This window comes from Streptomyces sp. NPDC110618, from assembly GCF_055657065.1.
The window spans coordinates 1-16,742 of sequence record NZ_JBVKBN010000034.1; the positions used below are offsets into that span (position 1 = coordinate 1).

At 70.3% G+C, this 16,742-nt stretch carries 15 protein-coding genes; 4 read left to right on the forward strand and 11 right to left on the reverse strand.

All coding sequences use genetic code 11. The features are described 5' to 3' along the window. Positions 1-82: 82 nt before the first annotated feature. The 9 genes from ACZ7L7_RS35220 to ACZ7L7_RS35260 all read right to left on the reverse strand — a co-directional run bounded on the left by ACZ7L7_RS35220 (position 83) and on the right by ACZ7L7_RS35260 (position 9,766). On the reverse strand, positions 83-1,051 hold the full coding sequence (locus ACZ7L7_RS35220; protein ID WP_471592068.1) for an arabinan endo-1,5-alpha-L-arabinosidase: 969 nt from the start codon (positions 1,049-1,051) through the stop codon (positions 83-85). Positions 1,052-1,763: 712 nt separating this feature from the next. After that, on the reverse strand, positions 1,764-2,414 hold the full coding sequence (locus ACZ7L7_RS35225) for a DUF4360 domain-containing protein (RefSeq protein ID WP_285511280.1): 651 nt from the start codon (positions 2,412-2,414) through the stop codon (positions 1,764-1,766). 169 nt (positions 2,415-2,583) lie between these two features. Then, entirely contained in the window at positions 2,584-3,495 is a 912-nt protein-coding gene (locus ACZ7L7_RS35230; RefSeq protein ID WP_472077897.1) for a sulfite exporter TauE/SafE family protein, read from the reverse strand. Positions 3,496-3,578: 83 nt separating this feature from the next. Continuing rightward, on the reverse strand, positions 3,579-4,037 hold the full coding sequence (locus ACZ7L7_RS35235) for an RrF2 family transcriptional regulator (RefSeq protein ID WP_285511278.1): 459 nt from the start codon (positions 4,035-4,037) through the stop codon (positions 3,579-3,581). 43 nt (positions 4,038-4,080) lie between these two features. Continuing rightward, positions 4,081-5,595: an arabinosylfuranosidase ArfA gene (arfA, locus tag ACZ7L7_RS35240; protein ID WP_472077898.1), complete on the reverse strand. Its 1,515-nt coding sequence runs from the start codon at positions 5,593-5,595 to the stop codon at positions 4,081-4,083. Positions 5,596-5,656: 61 nt separating this feature from the next. Then, positions 5,657-6,628, reverse strand: coding sequence for an arabinan endo-1,5-alpha-L-arabinosidase (locus tag ACZ7L7_RS35245; RefSeq protein ID WP_472077899.1), 972 nt, complete (start codon positions 6,626-6,628; stop codon positions 5,657-5,659). Beyond that, the gene (locus ACZ7L7_RS35250; protein ID WP_472077900.1) at positions 6,625-7,485 is read right to left on the reverse strand and encodes a carbohydrate ABC transporter permease; all 861 of its coding nucleotides are present in this window, start codon (positions 7,483-7,485) and stop codon (positions 6,625-6,627) included. The genes ACZ7L7_RS35245 and ACZ7L7_RS35250 overlap by 4 nt, the downstream gene beginning before the upstream one ends. Continuing rightward, the gene (locus ACZ7L7_RS35255) at positions 7,482-8,420 is read right to left on the reverse strand and encodes a carbohydrate ABC transporter permease (protein WP_472077901.1); all 939 of its coding nucleotides are present in this window, start codon (positions 8,418-8,420) and stop codon (positions 7,482-7,484) included. Before ACZ7L7_RS35255 ends, ACZ7L7_RS35250 begins: the two co-directional genes overlap by 4 nt. After that, the gene (locus tag ACZ7L7_RS35260; RefSeq protein WP_471592064.1) at positions 8,417-9,766 is read right to left on the reverse strand and encodes an extracellular solute-binding protein; all 1,350 of its coding nucleotides are present in this window, start codon (positions 9,764-9,766) and stop codon (positions 8,417-8,419) included. Before ACZ7L7_RS35260 ends, ACZ7L7_RS35255 begins: the two co-directional genes overlap by 4 nt. Before the next feature lie 249 nt (positions 9,767-10,015). Between ACZ7L7_RS35260 and ACZ7L7_RS35265 the strand changes: the two genes are divergently transcribed. The 3 genes from ACZ7L7_RS35265 to ACZ7L7_RS35275 all read left to right on the forward strand — a co-directional run bounded on the left by ACZ7L7_RS35265 (position 10,016) and on the right by ACZ7L7_RS35275 (position 13,398). After that, positions 10,016-10,627: a toxin-antitoxin system, toxin component family protein gene (locus ACZ7L7_RS35265; RefSeq protein ID WP_471592063.1), complete on the forward strand. Its 612-nt coding sequence runs from the start codon at positions 10,016-10,018 to the stop codon at positions 10,625-10,627. 77 nt (positions 10,628-10,704) lie between these two features. Then, positions 10,705-11,916, forward strand: a complete 1,212-nt coding sequence (locus tag ACZ7L7_RS35270; protein WP_472077914.1) for an MAB_1171c family putative transporter — start codon at positions 10,705-10,707, stop codon at positions 11,914-11,916. Positions 11,917-12,006: 90 nt separating this feature from the next. After that, a complete protein-coding gene (locus ACZ7L7_RS35275) occupies positions 12,007-13,398 on the forward strand; it encodes an FAD-dependent oxidoreductase (protein ID WP_453602117.1) in 1,392 nt (463 codons plus the stop codon). Positions 13,399-13,411: 13 nt separating this feature from the next. Here ACZ7L7_RS35275 and ACZ7L7_RS35280 read toward each other — a convergent pair whose 3' ends face one another. Then, a complete protein-coding gene (locus ACZ7L7_RS35280; protein WP_471592062.1) occupies positions 13,412-14,257 on the reverse strand; it encodes an SMP-30/gluconolactonase/LRE family protein in 846 nt (281 codons plus the stop codon). Beyond that, positions 14,257-15,030: an IclR family transcriptional regulator gene (locus ACZ7L7_RS35285; protein ID WP_285511269.1), complete on the reverse strand. Its 774-nt coding sequence runs from the start codon at positions 15,028-15,030 to the stop codon at positions 14,257-14,259. The genes ACZ7L7_RS35280 and ACZ7L7_RS35285 overlap by 1 nt, the downstream gene beginning before the upstream one ends. Positions 15,031-15,330: 300 nt before the next feature. Here ACZ7L7_RS35285 and ACZ7L7_RS35290 point away from each other — a divergent pair, with 300 nt between their 5' ends. Further along, on the forward strand, positions 15,331-16,707 hold the full coding sequence (locus ACZ7L7_RS35290) for an esterase/lipase family protein (protein WP_471429232.1): 1,377 nt from the start codon (positions 15,331-15,333) through the stop codon (positions 16,705-16,707). Positions 16,708-16,742 lie beyond the last annotated feature (35 nt).

Here is a 16,742-nt window from a genome sequence, read left to right on the forward strand (position 1 = left end):
TCAACGTCATCTGGGCTCTGATTCGTGACCGGCGGTGCTACGAAGTGACACCGCCGGTGACTGCGGCAGCTTGACAACAGCATTAGGAAGCGACGGGCCATCCGCTGCTCCAGTCCAGGAGGTTGATACCGAGCTTGGGCGTGCCGTTGTCCTGGCCGTCGTAGTAGTGGTAGACGATCAGGTCGCCGTCGACGTCGTTCATGATCGACTGTCCGCCGGGGCCGATGTAGCGGCCGTGTGATTCGAGGACCGGTGTCCCGCCGTTGTTCATCATCGACACACCGTTCCGGTCGTAGTACGGCCCGGTGACGCTGGTGGCACGACCCACCTTCACCTTGTACGTCGAGCTGGTGCCGGCGCAGCAGGTGTCGTACGAGGCGAACAGGTAGTAGTAGCCGTTGCGCTTGACGATGAACGGCGCCTCCACCGCCTTGGTGCCGGTCGGGCGGGAGGCGAGGGAGTAGCGGGTGGTGTTGGAGGAGAGCTGCTTCCCAGTCGACGGGTTGATCTGGATCATTTTGATCCCGGTCCACCAACTGCCGAAGGAGAGCCACCACTTGCCGTCGCTGTCGACGAAGAGGTTGGGGTCGATGGCGTTGTAGTCGCTGGCCGAGTTGGACCTGTAGACGATGCCGTAGTCCGTCCAGCTGCCGGGTTGGCCGGTGGTGGAGCCGGCGAGGCCGATGGCGGAGGTGTTGGAGCCGAACTTGGAGACGGAGTAGTACATCAGGTACTTGCCACCGTGGTAGGAGATGTCCGGCGCCCAGGCCTCCGGCACGGATGAGTACGACGACCACCAGCCCGGCCGGGTGCCAAAGGCGTCGGCGCCCGCGCTGAACGCGATGCGGTTGCCGGAGCTCTTGCTGGAGATGCCCCCGCCGGTGGCGTAGAGCAGGTACTGGCCCGAGGAGGTGCGGATCATCGTCGGGTCGTGCACGACGGTGGACCCGGTGACCGTACCGGGGTTGGGGTAGGCCGACGCGCTGGACGGCACGAGCGCCAGCAGGAGGGCTGCGGGCAGCGCGAGGAGGGTGGTTCTGATGCGGCTCATGTGAACGCTCCTGTTCCATATCTCGAACAACGATCGTCACTTCGGACGGGAACGTAGAATCGAAGCGCTTCCGCGTCAATGACCCGCGCACCAACTCCCGGATCACGAGCGGGGGTTGGCTCGGAAGAAGGGGTTATGTCGAGGGGACGGTCTCCACCGGGTCGCCGGGCTGCCACTGGCCCGAACTCCACTCCGGGGTGGGGCTGGGACGGGGTGGGGCGGGGGGTGGCGTGGAGCCGCGGTTGGGGTTCTGCGGGATGGAGCCGCCGGAACCGCCGGAGCCGCCAGATCCGCCGCCGGCGGGCGGGGGTGTTGTCGCCGCCTGACGGACCGTCCGCGTCCGCGAAGGCGTCGGCTTGGCCGTCGGCTTCGGTGCCGCCGATGTCTTCTCGGCCGGACTGGGAGAGGCAGTGGCCGTGTCACTCGCCTCGGCCATCACCTCGGACGGGGATGCGGTCGGAGAGACGGCGCCCTTCCGAGGCCCCTCCGCGTCCGGGCCCCCGCCGCCCGAGCAGCCGGTCGCGACCACGACCACCAGAACCGTCGCCACGCACAGCGTCACCGCTCGCGCGCCCGGTGCCCACAAATTAGCCATCACCCGTCCCCCGTCGAAAAAATGCCCCCGGAGCATAACCGGGGAACAGACCTCGCCGGTCACGAGGGGTGCCCGTGACCGGCGAGGTTGAGGGGGAGAGACGAAAGGGTGGGGCGGTTACTTGCCGGGGCACTCCTTCCAGGCCAGGTGATACACGGTGCTGATGTCGCCGTCGGTCGAGTCCATGGTCATGAAGCTGACCTTGCGCGGGTCGGAGCTGCCGAGGTTGACCCGGAGTTCGGTGTTGATGTTGAAGTTGCGCTGGACTCCGCAGGGCGCCCAGACGAGTTGGGCCCAGTCCGTCTCGTCCGTGGCCTGCCAGTTGTCGTTGAGCGGCCCGTTGAAGGGATGGTTGCGGTACGCCGTCTGCGGCGAGCCCTGGAAGTAGTACGAGGCTCTCTGCGTGGCGGTCGCGCCGTGCTGGAGCGAGGCGAAGCCTCGGTAGTCGGCGCTCGCGATGGCGTACGTGAAGCCCGACGGAACGTGCACCACCAGGTTGAGCTGGCAGTTCTTGCGGAAGGCCGTCGGGTCGGAGCTGCCGCCGACCTGGGCGAGGTAGTCGCTGTAGGTCACCGTGAAGGCGGTGTTGTCCTCCGAGACGGCGATGGCGGTGGTGCCGGCGGGACAGCCGGAGCCGTTCACCGTGGCGACCTTGATGATGATCTTGTCCGGCGGCGGGTCGTCGAACGGGTCCGCCGCCTCGGCGGGCAGTGCGGCGGCGACGAGCGCGGTGAGCGCGGCAGCGCTCAGCAGAAGTCCACGCGCCATGGCTTCTCCTTGAATTGGGGGGTGGCTGTCGCCCTCGGCCCTCACTTCCCACTTGGTTGACCTTTGAAGAAACCGTGAGGTTTCTGTGAAGGCCGGAGGCGTACGCATCGTAGGGAGCCTGGCTTGGCATGGACAGGTCGAACTCCAGCCATTCACCGCAGGCGGCCGTTCACAGCACGGCGCCGACCCGGACCCCCTCGTCGGCCTCCGCCGCGGCCCGCTCGGCCCGCTCCGCCCGATGCGCCCGGATCGAGTACGCCACCGCCGCCGCCCACATCGCGCACAGGACGACGTAGACGGGCGTGGTGGGCACGGATGCCCCGCCCGCGCGCAGCAGCGTGCGGACATTGGTGAGGACGATGACACCGCCGACCGCCGAGCCGAGTACGCGCGGCGGGAGCAGCCGGACCAGCCACGCGGCGACCGGTGCCGCGACCAGCCCGCCGAGCAGGAAGGCGAGCACCCACACCGCGTCCACCCCCTGCGAGCCCAGCGACACCAGGAACCCCAGGCTGGCGGCCACCGCCACCAGGAACTCACTGGTGTCGATGGAGCCGATCACCTTGCGCGGCTCCATCCGCCCGCTCGCCAGCAGGGCCGGCGTGCCCACCGGGCCCCAGCCGCCTCCGCCCGTCGCGTCCAGGAACCCGGCGACCAGGCCGAGGGGTGAGAGGAATCGCTTGCGCAGGGGCTTGCCGAGTTGGCCCTTGGGCAGTCCGCGGAATGTGAAGCGGGACATGACATATACCCCTAGCCCCAGCAGGATCGCGGACATCAGCGGCTCGGCGAGATCGGTGGACAGGTGGGACAGGGCCGTCGCGCCCAGGAAGGCGCCCACCGCCCCCGGCACCCCGATCCGGGCGACGACCTTCCAGTCCACGTTCCCGAACCGCGAGTGCGCGGCGCCGGACATCAGCGTGGTGCCGATCTCGGCGAGGTGGACGGTGGCCGAGGCGGCGGCCGGATTGGTGCCCATGGCCAGCAGCAGCGTGGTCGAGGTGACGCCGTAGGCCATGCCGAGGCTGCCGTCCACGAGCTGGGCGCCCAGGCCCGCGAGGGCGAGCAGTATCAGCGTGCGCATGGGCCGGGACGCTAGGGGACCGAACTGAGCGTGAGCTGAGAGAGGTTCTCAGGGGTTTCCCAGCTTGAAGGGGCTGGGAGGGATTACGGGTTTTCCCAGGCCGCCGGTTCCGCCGCCAGCGACTGCACGGTCTCCGGCAGCTTGTCCGCCGCGATGTCCGCGAGGGTGACGCCCTCCAGGATCCGCCGCACGTTCGCGCGCAGCGCGACCCAGAGGGGCAGCAGGGGCTCGGCGGAACCCGCGTAGGACAGGCCCGTCGGGCGGACCCCGCGCACGGAGACGATGGGGCCGTCGACGGCCCGGATCACGTCGGCGACCGTGATCTCGGAGGCGTCCCGGGCCAGCCGGTATCCGCCGTTGCCGCCGCGCCGGCTGTCGACCAGTCCGGCGCGGCGGAGGTCCCCGAGGATGCTCTCCAGGAACTTGTGCGGAATGTCCTGCACCGTGGCGATGGCCTCCGCCTTCACCGGGCCGTCCTCCTGGCGTACCGCGAGTTCCAGTGCAGCCCGTACCGCGTAGTCCGCCCGTGCCGAGATCCTCATGCGTCCATTGTCGCCGCTGTGAGGCCGCGGCGGGCGGCGGGTGTCACCCGAGCCGGATCATGTTCCAGGACAGCGGCTCCAGTACGGCGGTCAGCCGGCCGTCCGCCAGCCGCGCCCCCTCCCCCGGGTGCGGGGCGACCCGCTCGGGCTCGTCGAGGGTGTTGCGGGCGTCGGGGTCGGCGTCGGCGAGCACGCTGTGCTCGACGATCCGCGTCAGGTCCAGGCCGTTCAGCGCGACGTCGAGCGGGAGTGGCCGCGTGCGGTCGCGGTTCACCGCGAACACCGTGACCGTGCCGTCCTCGGCGCGTACGGCGGTGGCGTGCAGCAGGTCCGTCTCGCCGTACTTGCGCGTCTCGTACGTGGGCGAGTCCACCCGTACGTCGAGGACCCGGCCGCGCCCGTACCGCGCGGCCTGGGCGAACGGGAAGAACGTGGTCTGCCGCCAGGCCGGGCCGCCGGGCTCGGTCATGATCGGCGCGATCACGTTGACGAGCTGGGCGAGACAGGCCACGGTGACGCGGTCGGCGTGGCGCAGCAGGGCGATCAGCAGGGAGCCGAAGACGACGGCGTCGGTGACGGAGTAGTTGTCCTCCAGCAGGCGCGGTGCCTCGGGCCAGTCGTCCTGCTCGAAGGTGGTCGCCTGCTCCTGCCAGCGGGTCATGTACCAGACGTTCCACTCGTCGAAGGAGAGGTTGATCCGCTTCTTCGACTTCAGCCGGGCGCCGATGTGGTCGCAGGTGGCGACCACGTTCTCGATGAAGGACTCCATGTCGACGGCGGAGGCGAGGAAGGAGTCGATGTCGCCGTCGACGGGCTCGTAGTAGGCGTGCAGGGAGATGTAGTCGACGAGGTCGTACGTCTCCTTCAGGACCGTCGCCTCCCACTCGGCGAAGGTCTCCATCGACTGGCCGGAACTGCCGCACGCCACGAGTTCGACGGAAGGGTCCTGCTGGCGCATGGCACGTGCCGTCTCGGCGGCGATCCGGCCGTACTCCTCGGCCGTCTTGTGGCCGGTCTGCCACGGGCCATCCATCTCGTTGCCCAGGCACCACAGGCGGATGTTGTAGGGGTCCTTGTCGCCGTGGGCGCGGCGGCGGTCGGAGAGTTCGGTGCCGGAGGGGTGGTTGGCGTACTCCTGGAGTTCCAGTGCCTCGGCGACGCCGCGTGTGCCCAGGTTCACCGCCATCATCGGTTCTGCCTGGGGGCCGATCTTCCTCAGGAAGGCGATGTACTCGGAGAGGCCGAAGCGGTTGGTCTCGGTGGAGTGCCAGGCGAGGTCCAGGCGGCGGGGGCGGTCCTCCGCGGGGCCGACGGAGTCCTCCCACTTGTAGCCGGAGACGAAGTTGCCGCCGGGGTAGCGGATGGCGGTGACGCCGAGTTCGCGGACGAGGTCGAGGACGTCCTGGCGGATGCCGTCGGCGTCCGCCGTGGGGTGGCCGGGTTCGAAGATGCCGGTGTAGACGCAGCGGCCGAGGTGTTCCACGAAGCTGCCGAACAGGCGGGGGTTGACTTCGCCGATGGTGAAGGCGGGGTCGAGGGTGAAACGGGCGGTGCGCATGGTCGCCTTTCGAAGGGGGTGGGTCGGGTGTGTGGGGGTCGGGCGCGCGGTGCCCCGCGCCCTAACGGACTTCGGGCCAGCCGTCCTTGGACCAGTGCAGCTTGTTGATCCGCAGCTTCGGCGTGCCCCCGTCCTCCGCGTCGTAGTAGTGGTACGCCAGCCAGTCCTCGCCCTTGTCCTGGAAGACGGACTGGCCGCCGGTGCCGATGAAGCGGCCGTGGCCCTCCAGGAGGAGGTCGCCGCCGCCCTCCAGCATCGGCTTGCCGGTGCTGTCGAGGTACGGGCCCTTGATGTCCTTGGCGCGGCCCACCTTGATCTTGTAGGTGGAGTTCACTCCGGCGCAGCAGGCGTCGTAGGAGGCGAAGAGGTAGTAGTGGCGGCCGTGGCGGACGAGGTACGGGCCCTCCACGGCGTACGGGAGGTCGGGGCGGGTGGCCAGGTGGTGGACCGGGGTCTCGGTGAGCGCCTTGCCGGTGCTCGGGTCGAGCTCGACCATGCGGATGCCTGTCCAGTACGAGCCGAAGGACATCCACAGCCTGCCGTCCGCCCTGATCAGGGCGGGGTCGATGGCGTTCCAGTGGTCCGTGGTCTCCGAGCTGAAGACCTTGCCGTGATCCGTCCAGGTGCCGGGCAGGCCCGAGCGGGAGGTGGCCACGCCGATCGCGGAGTGGTTGCTGCCCCAGCTGGAGACCGCGTAGTAGAGCCAGTAGCGGCCCGCCCGGTAGGAGATGTCCGGGGCCCAGGGGTCGCCGGTGTCGTTGTACTCGTACCACCAGCCCGGCGGCTCGGCGAAGGCGTTGCCCGCGTCCGTCCAGTGCCTGCCGTCCTTCGAGAGGCGTGCTCCGATCACCCCACCGGTCGAATAGGCCACGTACTGGCCGGACTTGAGGCGGATGACGGTGGGGTCGTGGATGATCTGCTGGCCGGTGATGGGGCGTGGGTCGGGGTAAGTCGGCGCCGCCTGCGCGGTGTTGGGCAGGAGGACCAGCAGGGCCGCGGTCGCCGTGGCGGTGAGGGTGGTGCGCAGGGTCACTGTCCCGCCAATCCCGTGTGGGCGACGCCCGCCACGATCTGCCGCTGGAAGAAGACGAAGACGACGATGAGGGGCAGGCCCGCCATCAGGCCGCCGGCCATGAGCTGGGCCCACTGGATGCCGTAGGAGTTCATGACGGTTGCGATGCCGTTCGGCATGGTCATCAGGTCGGGGTTGTTGGTCACCATGTACGGCCACAGGAAGTTGTTCCAGCTGGCGATGAAGGTGAAGATGCCGACCGCGGCGAGCGAGGGCCGGGCGAGCGGGACCACGATGGTGAAGAAGACCCGCCAGCGGCCCGCGCCGTCGATGAACGCGGCCTCCTCCAGTTCGCGCGGGATGCCCTGGAAGAACTTGTAGAGGATGTAGACCATCGCGGCGGGCGCGCACTGCGGCAGGATCATGCCCCAGTAGGTGTCGACCATCCCGAGTTGCTGCACCGTGGTGAACAGCGGCACGCCGAGCACGGCCGGGGAGATCATCAGGCCCGCCATGACGACCCCGAGCAGGACGTGCTTGCCGCGGAACTCGGTGCGGGCGAAGCCGTATCCGGCGAGCGCGCTGACGACCAGCACGATCGTGGTGACGCAGACGGAGACCACCAGGGAGTTCACGAACCAGTTGGTGATGTTGCCGGTGTCGAACAGGGCCTTCCACGCCTGGCCCGTCCAGGCTTCCGGCAGCCAGTGCGGCGGAATCTCGGCGGCCTCCGCCTCGGACTTGAACGAGGTGAACAGCGCGGCGCCGATGGGCGCCACGAAGAGGGCGGAGACCGCGGTGCCGATCAGGGTGAGGACGATCTGGCTCGGGGTCCAGCGGGACCTCGGGCGGGTCGGGGTGGAGCTGATGCCGCTCATCGGGTGCCCTCCTCACGGGTGCGCAGCAGCCACATCCGCGCCAGCGCGACGACGGCGATGAGCACGAAGAAGATGATGGACATCGCGGAGGCGTAGCCCACGCGGTAGCTGGTGAAGCCCTGTTCGAGGGTGTATTGGACGAACGAGCGGGTGCTGAGTTCCGGTCCGGGGCCGAAGTCCATCATCACCACGGCCTGGTCGAAGAGTTGCAGCGAGGCGAGGATCTGCAGCGCGATCACCAGCCCGGTGATGTTGCGCAGCAGCGGCAGGGTGATGTGGACCATGCGGTGCCAGGCGTTGGCGCCGTCCAGCTTGGCCGCCTCGTACAGGTGGGCGGGGATGCCCTGGAGGGCGGCGAGGTAGAGCAGGAAGCTGAAGCCGACGGTCCACCACAGGGTCTGGATGACGATGGCGAGCATGGCGTACGACTTGTCCGTCAGCCACGGGGTGTCGATGCCGAGGGTGTGGTTGAACAGGCCGATGCCCTGGGTGAACAGCCACTGCCACATGTTGGCGGCGACCGTGGAGGGCAGCAGGAAGGGCGCGAAGAAGCACAGCCGCCACAGCCATTTGCCGTGCTCGATGTGGTGGGCGAGCATCGCCAGCAGGAAGGCGAGGATGGTGATGCAGGGGACGACCAGGAGCGTGAAGTAGGCGCTGTGGCCGAGCGCGTCCCGCATCATCTCGTCCTGGAACGCCTCGCGGTAGTTGTCGAGGCCGATGAAGCTCGCGCCGTCGCCGGAGATGTTGGCGTCGGTGAAGCTGAGGTAGACGCCGCGCAGCAGGGGCCAGATCACGAACAGCGCGAACAGCGCGAGGAACGGGGCGACGAACCAGCCGCCGTGCTGGAAGCCCTGTTTGCGGCGGACGGTCGCGATGGCCGTGGCGGTCCTGGCGCGGGCCGGTACGGCGACGGTCTGGGCGCTGGTGGTCATACGGCCGCACCTCCCTGCGCGGCGGTCCTGCCGTCCATCGGGTTCTTCGAGGCGAGGAGTGCGCCGAGCCGGGACTTCATGCGCCGGGCGACGGCGTCCGGCTTGGCGGAGCCCATCGTGGAGGAGACGACGACAGGCCCGAGGTCCTGGGCGAGCACACCGGTGGAGCCCGCGAACCACACCTTGGGCTCGGTGGCCTGGTGGTCCATGGCGGAGACGTACTCGCTCTGCGGCTGAAGCTTCCGGTAGTCGGGGCTGGACAGGGTCGGGGTGTACGCGGGGATGTGACCTCCCGCGGCCCAGGCCTGGGCGTTGCGGACGATGTACGCGGCGAGCCGGTGGGCGCCGTCGTTGGCGGCGCCGCCGCGGCCTGCCTGGTGGGGCAGGACGAAGGCGTGCGACTCGGCGTGGGTGGCAGGCTGCCCGAAGACGGGCGGCAGCGGGGTGGCGCCGTAGTCGAGCTGCGCGCCGGAGAAGACCGGCACCGACCAGTTGCCCTCCCAGGTGAAGGGGGCGCCGTTGACGAACTGTTCGCCGGTCGGGGCGCCGGGGATGGTGTAGCCGTCGGTGACGTGCTGCCGCAGGAACTGAAGGACCTGGGTGGCCTTGTCGGTGTCGAAGGTGACCTCGGTGTTGCTGTCGTCGAACCAGGTGCCGCCGAGCTGGGTGTAGAAGGCGACGAAGAACCACCACTGGAAGTTCTGGTCGTTGGTCCACAGGCCGATGGTCTGAAGACCCTTCTTGGCGGCCTTCCTGGCCTCCTTCAGTACGTCGAACCAGTCGGCGGTGGAGGTGACGGGCCCGAGCCTTCCGTCGGCGCCGATCAGGCCCGTCGGCTTGAGCACGTCCCTGCGGTAGAAGCAGAGCTGGACGTGGATGTCGAGCGGCAGGGCGTACAGCTCGCCGTCGATGACGCCGCGCCGCCACAGCGCGGGGTTGAAGTCGGCCTCCTTCACGCCGTACTCGGCGAGCAGGTCGACGTTCCAGGGGTCGAGGAGGCGGCCGGGTGAGAAGCCGGTGACCCGGCCCATGTGCATCACGCCGAGGTCGGGGGCGCGGTTGCCCGCGGCGGCCATGGCGAGCTTGGTGTAGAAGGGGTTGCCCCACTGGAGGGTGGAGTCCTTCACGTCCGTGCCGGGGTTCTCCGCGCGGAAGGCGTCGAGCATGGCGATCATGTTGTAGCCGTCGCCGCCGCTGAAGAGGTTCCAGTAGCGCACCCGGGTGTCCGCTCCGGAGGCGAGTGCGTCGGCCCCTGTCCCGAGGGCCGCGAACCCGAAACTGCCGGCGACCGTCAACCCGCCGATGGTGGCGAGAAGTTGCCTGCGATTCAGGCCAGGTTGTCCCATACCCTGCCCTTACTGTTCGATATTCCGAATGTCGCTCGTAACTTCGAACGGGACCGTAGGATGGAAGCGCTTTCCCGTCAATGGGTCGCGCGGGATTTCACCGACGCTTTTCCGGCCTGCGAGACCCGCCCGGAGTCGTCCCCGGTTGAACGACGGCCGACGGAGCGCATGACGCGGGCAGCACGGTCCGCGTAGTCTCGAACGGCCTGCCGTACGGCACCCGGACGGCGGTGACACCAAGGGGGTTGGATGGATATCGCGGGCGCGCGCAGCAGGGCGGCCCGGATCGCGGCGGCGCTGCGACGGCGCCCGCGCGGCGTCCCCACGATGCGCTCACTGACGGCCGAACTCGACTCCGCGCTGCGGGCGAGCGGCCGGCGCCCGGCCGATGTGCGCGAGCTGTGCGCCGAGTTGTGCGTCCAGATGAGTGTCCGCCGTGGCGGACGTCCCGTGGAGCTGCGCTTCGAGCGGTTCCCCGACGAGATCGAAGTGACCGGGCTGTGCGTGGAGTTCCAGGACTTCGACCTGGTCATCGTGGAGGAGCGGGCCGAGGCCATGCAGCAACTGGTCATCCTGGGCCATGAGTTGTGGCATCTGCACGCCGGGCACCGGCACCCCCACCTGGCCGGAGCGGCGGCCGTGGACGCCCTCGCCGAACGCCCCGACTGGCAGGACATCGCCCTCGGTGTCGCCGCCCGCAACGGCTCCCGGGAGCGCGACGAGGCCGACGCCGACGACTTCGGGCACCGCCTCGCCGCGACCTTCCGGCACTACCTGACCGACCCCGCGGAACCGCCCGCCCCGCTCGACCCCCTCCAGCGGTCCCTCGGCTACCGCGGGCGAGGAGGACAGCGGCGATGACGTATGGGACAGACCTCTCCGCGCTCACGTACGCGATGGGCCCCTCCGCGAATGCCCCCGCCACGCTCACGTACGCGATGGACCCCTCCGCGCTGCTCAGCGAGTTCTACATCTCCTTCTGGATCCCCACCGCGGTGCTCGCCGCCGCGCTCGCGATCAAGCTGCCCACCATCATCCGGCTCTGGCGCGACCCCCTGCTGCGCGCCGTCGGCGGACTGCTGCTGCTCGCCTGCGCGGTGTTCGTCTTCGTCACGCCCTCGACCATCGCCCGGGTCAACCGCCTCACCGGCGTGCCCAACATCTCGGCGCCCTGGTGCTATTCACTGCTCACCGCGTTCTGCGGCTCCTGTCTGCTGCTGATCATCGCCTGGCGCAACGGCCTGTCCGACCGCAGCGCCGCCACCCGGCGCGCGATGCGCTGGCTGATCTCCTGCTACTCCGGGGTGATCGTCGCCCTGTGGCTGCTGTTCCTCCTCGCCGACGCGCCTGTGGAACGCGTGCGGGACCTGGACACCTACTACGCCACCACCCCGTTCATGCGCGAGGAGATCGTCCTCTACCTCCTCGCGCACACCGTCGCGGCGCTGATCACGTCCCGGCTGATCTGGAACTGGGTGCGCACCGACGGCCTCGACGCCTGGCTGCGCTGGGGGCTGAAGCTGCTGGGCGCGGGCTATGTGGTGAACCTCGGCTTCGACTGCGCCAAGATCACCGCCGTGGTGGCCCGTTGGACCGGCCACAACCTGGACTGGCTCTCCACCGACCTGGCGCCGCCGGTCGCCGCGGTCTCCGCCATCCTGATCGCGGTCGGCTTCATCCTCCCGCATGCCGGACAGTTCCTGCACGACCGGCTGCGGGTCCGGCTCGCCCACCGCGAACTGCGGCCCCTGTACCTGCTGATGCGCACCGTCAGCGGCAACCGGCTCCCCTTCGTGCTGCGCGCCACGCCCGAACTGCGCCTGATCCGGCGGGAGACGTTCATCCGCGACGTCCTGCTGCCGCTCGCCCGCCACATCGACGAGAACACCCGGCGCGACGCCTACGACCGGGCGGTCGCCCTCGGCTTCAACCCCGACCGGGCGCGGGCGCTGGCCGCAGCGGTGGCCATCCAGGACGCCGTGGAGGCCAAGCGGCGGGCCCCGGACAGCGAGGGCACGGGCGAGGCGGACACCACCGAACTGCTCCGTGAGATCGGCGCGGTGTCCCGCGCGCTGCGCCGCCCGGAACTGCTGGCCGCGGTGCGCGGCGGGGTGCCGGAGCCGCGGTCGGTGGCATCGACGTCACCGTAGTTCCGTGCTGTAGTTCGTGCAGGGGATGCGTGATTCACGCCGATTGGCGCGAACAGGCCGTCCATGGTGACCTTCAGGAGCAAGCCGTACATGACTGATCGCAGTGCCACCGCCGTCGTGCTCGGCGGGTCCGTCGCCGGGATGCTCGCCGCCCGCGCCCTGGCCTTGCTCGGTGTCCGGGTCACGCTCGTCGAGCGCGACGTGCTGCCCGCGGGCCCCGAGCCGCGCAAGTGCCTGCCGCAGGCCCGCCATGTGCACCAGCTGTGGTCCGGCGGCGCGCAGGCCATGGAGGAACTGCTGCCGGGGGTCACCGCCCGGCTGCGGGAGGCGGGCGCGCACCGGCTGCCGATCACCACGGACATGGTGGGCCTCTCCCCGCGCGGCTGGTACCGGCGCTGGCCGGAGTCCCACTTCATGCTGCTGTGCAGCCGGGACCTGCTGGACGCGACGGTACGGGAGCTGGTCCTCGCCGACGAGCGGATCGAACTGGCCGAGCGCACCGAGGTGCTCGGCCTCGAAGGCACCGGCACCCAGGTCACCGGCGTCCGGTTGCGCGGCCCCGACGGCACCCGGCGCACCCTGGAGGCCGGCCTCGTCGTGGACGCCACCGGCCGCGCCTCGCGCACCCCGCAGTGGCTGACCGAACTCGGCCTGCCGGAGCCGAAGACGCGCGAGGTCGACTCGGGCGTGGCGTACGCCAGCCGGGTCTACCGGGCGCCCGAGGCGGCCCGGGACGGCTTCCCGGTGGTCAACATCCAGCCCGAGCCGCGCACCGGCGGCCCCGGCGTGGGCGGGGTGCTCCTGCCGATCGAGGACGGCCGCTGGCTGGTCACCCTGTTCGGCACCCGCGGCGCCGAACCGTCCGCCGACACGGCCGACTTCGACGCGTACGCCCGCGGGCTGCGCCACCCGGTCCTGGCCGATCTGATCGACCGTGCCGAGCCGCTGACCGACGTGGCCTTCACCCGTACGACGGCCAACCGGCGCCATTTCTACGAGCAGTTGCCGGCCTGGCCGGAGAACTTCGTGGTGCTCGGCGACGCGCTCGCCGCGTTCAACCCGATCTACGGCCACGGCATGTCGGTGGCCGCGCGGGCCGCGGTGGCCCTGCGCGACACGGTCGAGGCGCACGGCTGGGGCACGGCCGGTCTGTCCCGGCGCCTGCAGAAGGCGGTGGCCCGTCCGGCGCGGGCGGCCTGGGACCTGGCGGTCGGCGTGGACGTCTTCTATCCGGGGGCGACCGAGAACGGGCCCACCCGGGCGGAACGGCTGGTGGCCGCGTACGTCGACCGGCTGACGTACACCGCGACGGGCAACGGCCGGGTGGCGCGGGCGCTGACCGATGTGATGTCCCTGGAGAAGGGCGCGCAGGTCCTGCTGACGCCGAGCGTGCTGCTCGCGGCGGCGGTCGGTCCGCTCAAACCGGCGCTGAGCGGACCGCCGTTGACCGGAGACGAGATGAAACGGGCGGGGCTTCAGTAGCCCTCTCCCGCTCTCACCCCGCGAAGGCGGGCTGGGCGAGCCCCTTGCCCGCGCCGGGGACCACCAGGAGCGACCCGGCCACCGGGTGCGGGGCGTCCAGGCCGACCCGGGCCGTGGTGATGTACAGGTCGGTCAGGTCGGCGCCGCCGAAGGCGCAGGCCGTGATCCGCGGGGTGGGCAGCACGATCTCCCGGTCGAGCCCGCCGTCCGGGGTGTACCGGCGTACGGCACCGCCGTCCCACAGCGCCACCCACACACAACCGTCGGCGTCGACGGTGAGCCCGTCCGGGAACCCGGCCCCGTCCTCGATCTCGGCGAGCGGCCGCCGGTTGGTGATCCACCCGTCCGCGTAGTCGAAGACGTCGACGCGACGGGTCGGCGAGTCGATGTAGTACATGAGAGTGCCGTCCGGGCTCCACCCGGTGCCGTTGCTCACCGCCACGTCGTCGAGGACGACCTCCACGGACCCGTCGCCGCCGATCCGGGACAGCGTGCCGCCGCCGGGGGCCTCGTCGTAGCGCATGGTCCCCGCCCACAGGGCACCGTCGGGCGCCACGGCGGCGTCATTGGCCCGCCGCCCCGGCACGACCTCCCGGTGCAGCCAGCGGAAGGAGCCGTCGGCATCGAGCAGCCCCACCCCGTCCCGCAGGTTGAGCACGAGCCCACCGCCGGCGCGCGGCTTCACGGCACCGACGTGCTGCTCGGTGGTACGGACCGTGCGCCGCCCCGAGGCCGGGTCATAGGTGTGGATCCGGCTCCCGAGGATGTCGATCCACAGCAACCGCCCGCCGACCGCGTCCCAGGTCGGCCCCTCCCCGAGGGTCGCCTCGGCCCGTACCGCCACTTCGTACGTCGCCATCAGACCGCGCTCCGGTGACCGAGCCGCTCGGAGAGTTCGGCGGCGCCCTTGGCGGCGAGCTGCTCCAGCTCGGCCTGGCGCTCCTCGCTCCAGCGGATCATGGGGACGGAGATGGAGAGCGCGGCGACGACCCGGCCGGTGCGGTCGCGCACCGGGGCGGCCACGCAGGAGACGTCCGGGTTGGACTCCCGGCTCTCCACGGCGATCTGGCGCTCCCGGATCTCGGACAGGGCCTCGCGCAGGACGGCCGGGTCGGTGATGCTGTTGGGGGTCATGGCGACCAGCTCGGTCCCGTCCGGGATCCGGGAGGCCAGCTCCTGCTCCGGCAGGGAGGCCAGCAGCATCTTGCCGACGGAGGTGCAGTGCGCGGGCAGCCGGCGTCCGGCCGCGGAGACCATGCGGACGGCGTGCGTGGAGTCGACCTTGGCGATGTAGATGACGTCGGTGCCCTCCAGGATCGCCACGTGCACGGTCTCGTCGCAGGTCTCGGCGACCGACCGGGCCACCTGCTGGCCCTCGGCGGCGAGGTCGAGCTGCTCGGCGTACCGGCTGCCGAGCTGGTAGGGCCGCACCCCCAGCCGGTAGCGGCCCGGCTGTCCCTGCACCGGCACGATGTAGTTCCGGGCGGCCAGCGTGGTGACCAGTTCGTGGACGGTGGTGCGCGGGAGCTGCAGCTTGCGCACGATGTCGGGGGCGGAGAGTGTGCCGTCCCCGTCGAGGAAGAGCTCAAGGATGTCGAGAGCCCGGGTCACGGCAGGTACGAGGCGTCCCACGTCCGGCCCCCTCCCTTTGGGTCTGTAAGGCTGCGGGTCTGTGTCTGTCGGGCGATGGGTCCGCTGGGCTGCGGCTCCGTCGGCCCGTGTATCCGTCGGGCTGTGTACCCGTCGGCCTGTGTATCCGTCGGGCTGTGTTCGAAATTTCAACAGCCGATCGGGATGACGAACACAGGCTACTCAAGTTCCGTTTGCCCCGGCAATGGGCCCGCGCGTCTGAAACACTGTCGCCGAGGCGGCCCACGGCGGACGAACCGGCCACTCCGATCACGCACATCCGCACCTGGAGGCACCCCCGGGATGACCAATGACCTCGTAGTCGTCCTCCCCGGTATCACCGGCAGCACCCTCCGCACCAAGGACGGGACCCTGGTCTGGGCCCCCACCGCCGGGGCCGTCCTCGACGCCATCAAGTCGTTCGGTCGGAGTGTGAACGCCCTGCGCCTCCCGGAGGGGATCGGTGACGAGCACCCGGGTGACGGGGTCGAACCCGTCGCGCTCATGGACGACCTCCACCTGATCCCCGGCATCTGGACCCCGGTCAAGGGCTACAACAAGCTCCTCGACCGGCTCCGTACCCTCGGCCACACCGAGGAGAAGGGCAACCTCCTCCCCGTCCCCTACGACTGGCGCCTCTCCAACCGCTACAACGCCGACCGCCTGCGCACCATCGTCCAGCCCGCACTGGAGCGCTGGCAGGCCGCCCATCCCCGCAACGCCGACGCCCAACTCACCTTCGTCTGCCACTCCATGGGTGGTCTCATCGCCCGCTGGTACATCGAGAAGTGCGGCGGCACCGACCACACCCGCAAGCTCGTCACCCTCGGCACCCCCTACCGCGGCGCGGCCAAGGCGCTGGACCAGCTCGTCAACGGGGCCCATCAGCGGCTCGGCCCGCTCTCCTTCGATCTCACCGTCTTCGCCCGTACCCTCCCCTCCCTCCACCAGCTCCTCCCCGAGTACGCCTGCATCGAGGCCGGCGCCCAGCCCGGCGGGCTCGTCAAGACCACTGAAGTGGAGGGCGGTGTACCGGAGTTGGACAGCGAGATGACGCGCGACGCCATGCTCTTCCATACCGATCTGCAGGCCGCCGAGGAAGTCCGCTCCCGCTCCCTCACCACCACCCACGCCATCGTCGGCACCAAGCAGAACACCCCCACCACCGCCCGCCTCCAGCACCGCACCCTCACCCTGCGAACCGACTACAGCGGCCAGGACCTCTACGGCGACGGCACCGTTCCGCTCGTCGGCGCCTGCCGTGCGGACGTGCCCATGAACAGCAACACGCTCCGCCGCGTCCCCGACCAGCACGGCAACCTCCAGCGCAACAAGGCCGCACTCGACGAACTCGAGAGCGTCCTGACCACGCCCGACCTCGTCGTGCGGGCGCCGGCGCTCGCGACGCATCTGCGGCTCGACGTGCCCGAAGTCATCGGCGCGGGCGAGCCGTTGACCGTACGGCTCGCCGCCGCCTCCGGGATCCGGCGCGCCGTGCGGCTCACGGTCACCGATGAGGGAGGTCACCTCGAAGAGGCCCGGGTCGTCGTCGCCGGACCGGAGCCGACGGAGGTGGTGTTCGAGGGGCTGAAGGCCGGGGCGTACGGCATCGCGGCCGACGGCACCGGGCCGGGGTCGCCCGTCGCCGGGGTCGGTGCGGACATCCTTGTGTGGGACTGAACCGCGTCCCGAAAAAGGCCGAGCCCGGCGCGCCC

Excerpts from the sequence above, each read along its gene's own strand:
- ACZ7L7_RS35220 (WP_471592068.1), bottom strand. The coding sequence starts at position 1,051 with ATGAGCCGCATCAGAACCACCCTCCTCGCGCTGCCCGCAGCCCTCCTG.
- ACZ7L7_RS35225 (WP_285511280.1), bottom strand. The coding sequence starts at position 2,414 with ATGGCGCGTGGACTTCTGCTGAGCGCTGCCGCGCTCACCGCGCTCGTC.
- ACZ7L7_RS35230 (WP_472077897.1), bottom strand. The coding sequence starts at position 3,495 with ATGCGCACGCTGATACTGCTCGCCCTCGCGGGCCTGGGCGCCCAGCTC.
- ACZ7L7_RS35235 (WP_285511278.1), bottom strand. The coding sequence starts at position 4,037 with ATGAGGATCTCGGCACGGGCGGACTACGCGGTACGGGCTGCACTGGAA.
- arfA (WP_472077898.1), bottom strand. The coding sequence starts at position 5,595 with ATGCGCACCGCCCGTTTCACCCTCGACCCCGCCTTCACCATCGGCGAA.
- ACZ7L7_RS35250 (WP_472077900.1), bottom strand. The coding sequence starts at position 7,485 with ATGAGCGGCATCAGCTCCACCCCGACCCGCCCGAGGTCCCGCTGGACC.
- ACZ7L7_RS35255 (WP_472077901.1), bottom strand. The coding sequence starts at position 8,420 with ATGACCACCAGCGCCCAGACCGTCGCCGTACCGGCCCGCGCCAGGACC.
- ACZ7L7_RS35260 (WP_471592064.1), bottom strand. The coding sequence starts at position 9,766 with ATGGGACAACCTGGCCTGAATCGCAGGCAACTTCTCGCCACCATCGGC.
- ACZ7L7_RS35265 (WP_471592063.1), top strand. The coding sequence starts at position 10,016 with ATGGATATCGCGGGCGCGCGCAGCAGGGCGGCCCGGATCGCGGCGGCG.
- ACZ7L7_RS35270 (WP_472077914.1), top strand. The coding sequence starts at position 10,705 with ATGGACCCCTCCGCGCTGCTCAGCGAGTTCTACATCTCCTTCTGGATC.
- ACZ7L7_RS35275 (WP_453602117.1), top strand. The coding sequence starts at position 12,007 with ATGACTGATCGCAGTGCCACCGCCGTCGTGCTCGGCGGGTCCGTCGCC.
- ACZ7L7_RS35280 (WP_471592062.1), bottom strand. The coding sequence starts at position 14,257 with ATGGCGACGTACGAAGTGGCGGTACGGGCCGAGGCGACCCTCGGGGAG.
- ACZ7L7_RS35290 (WP_471429232.1), top strand. The coding sequence starts at position 15,331 with ATGACCAATGACCTCGTAGTCGTCCTCCCCGGTATCACCGGCAGCACC.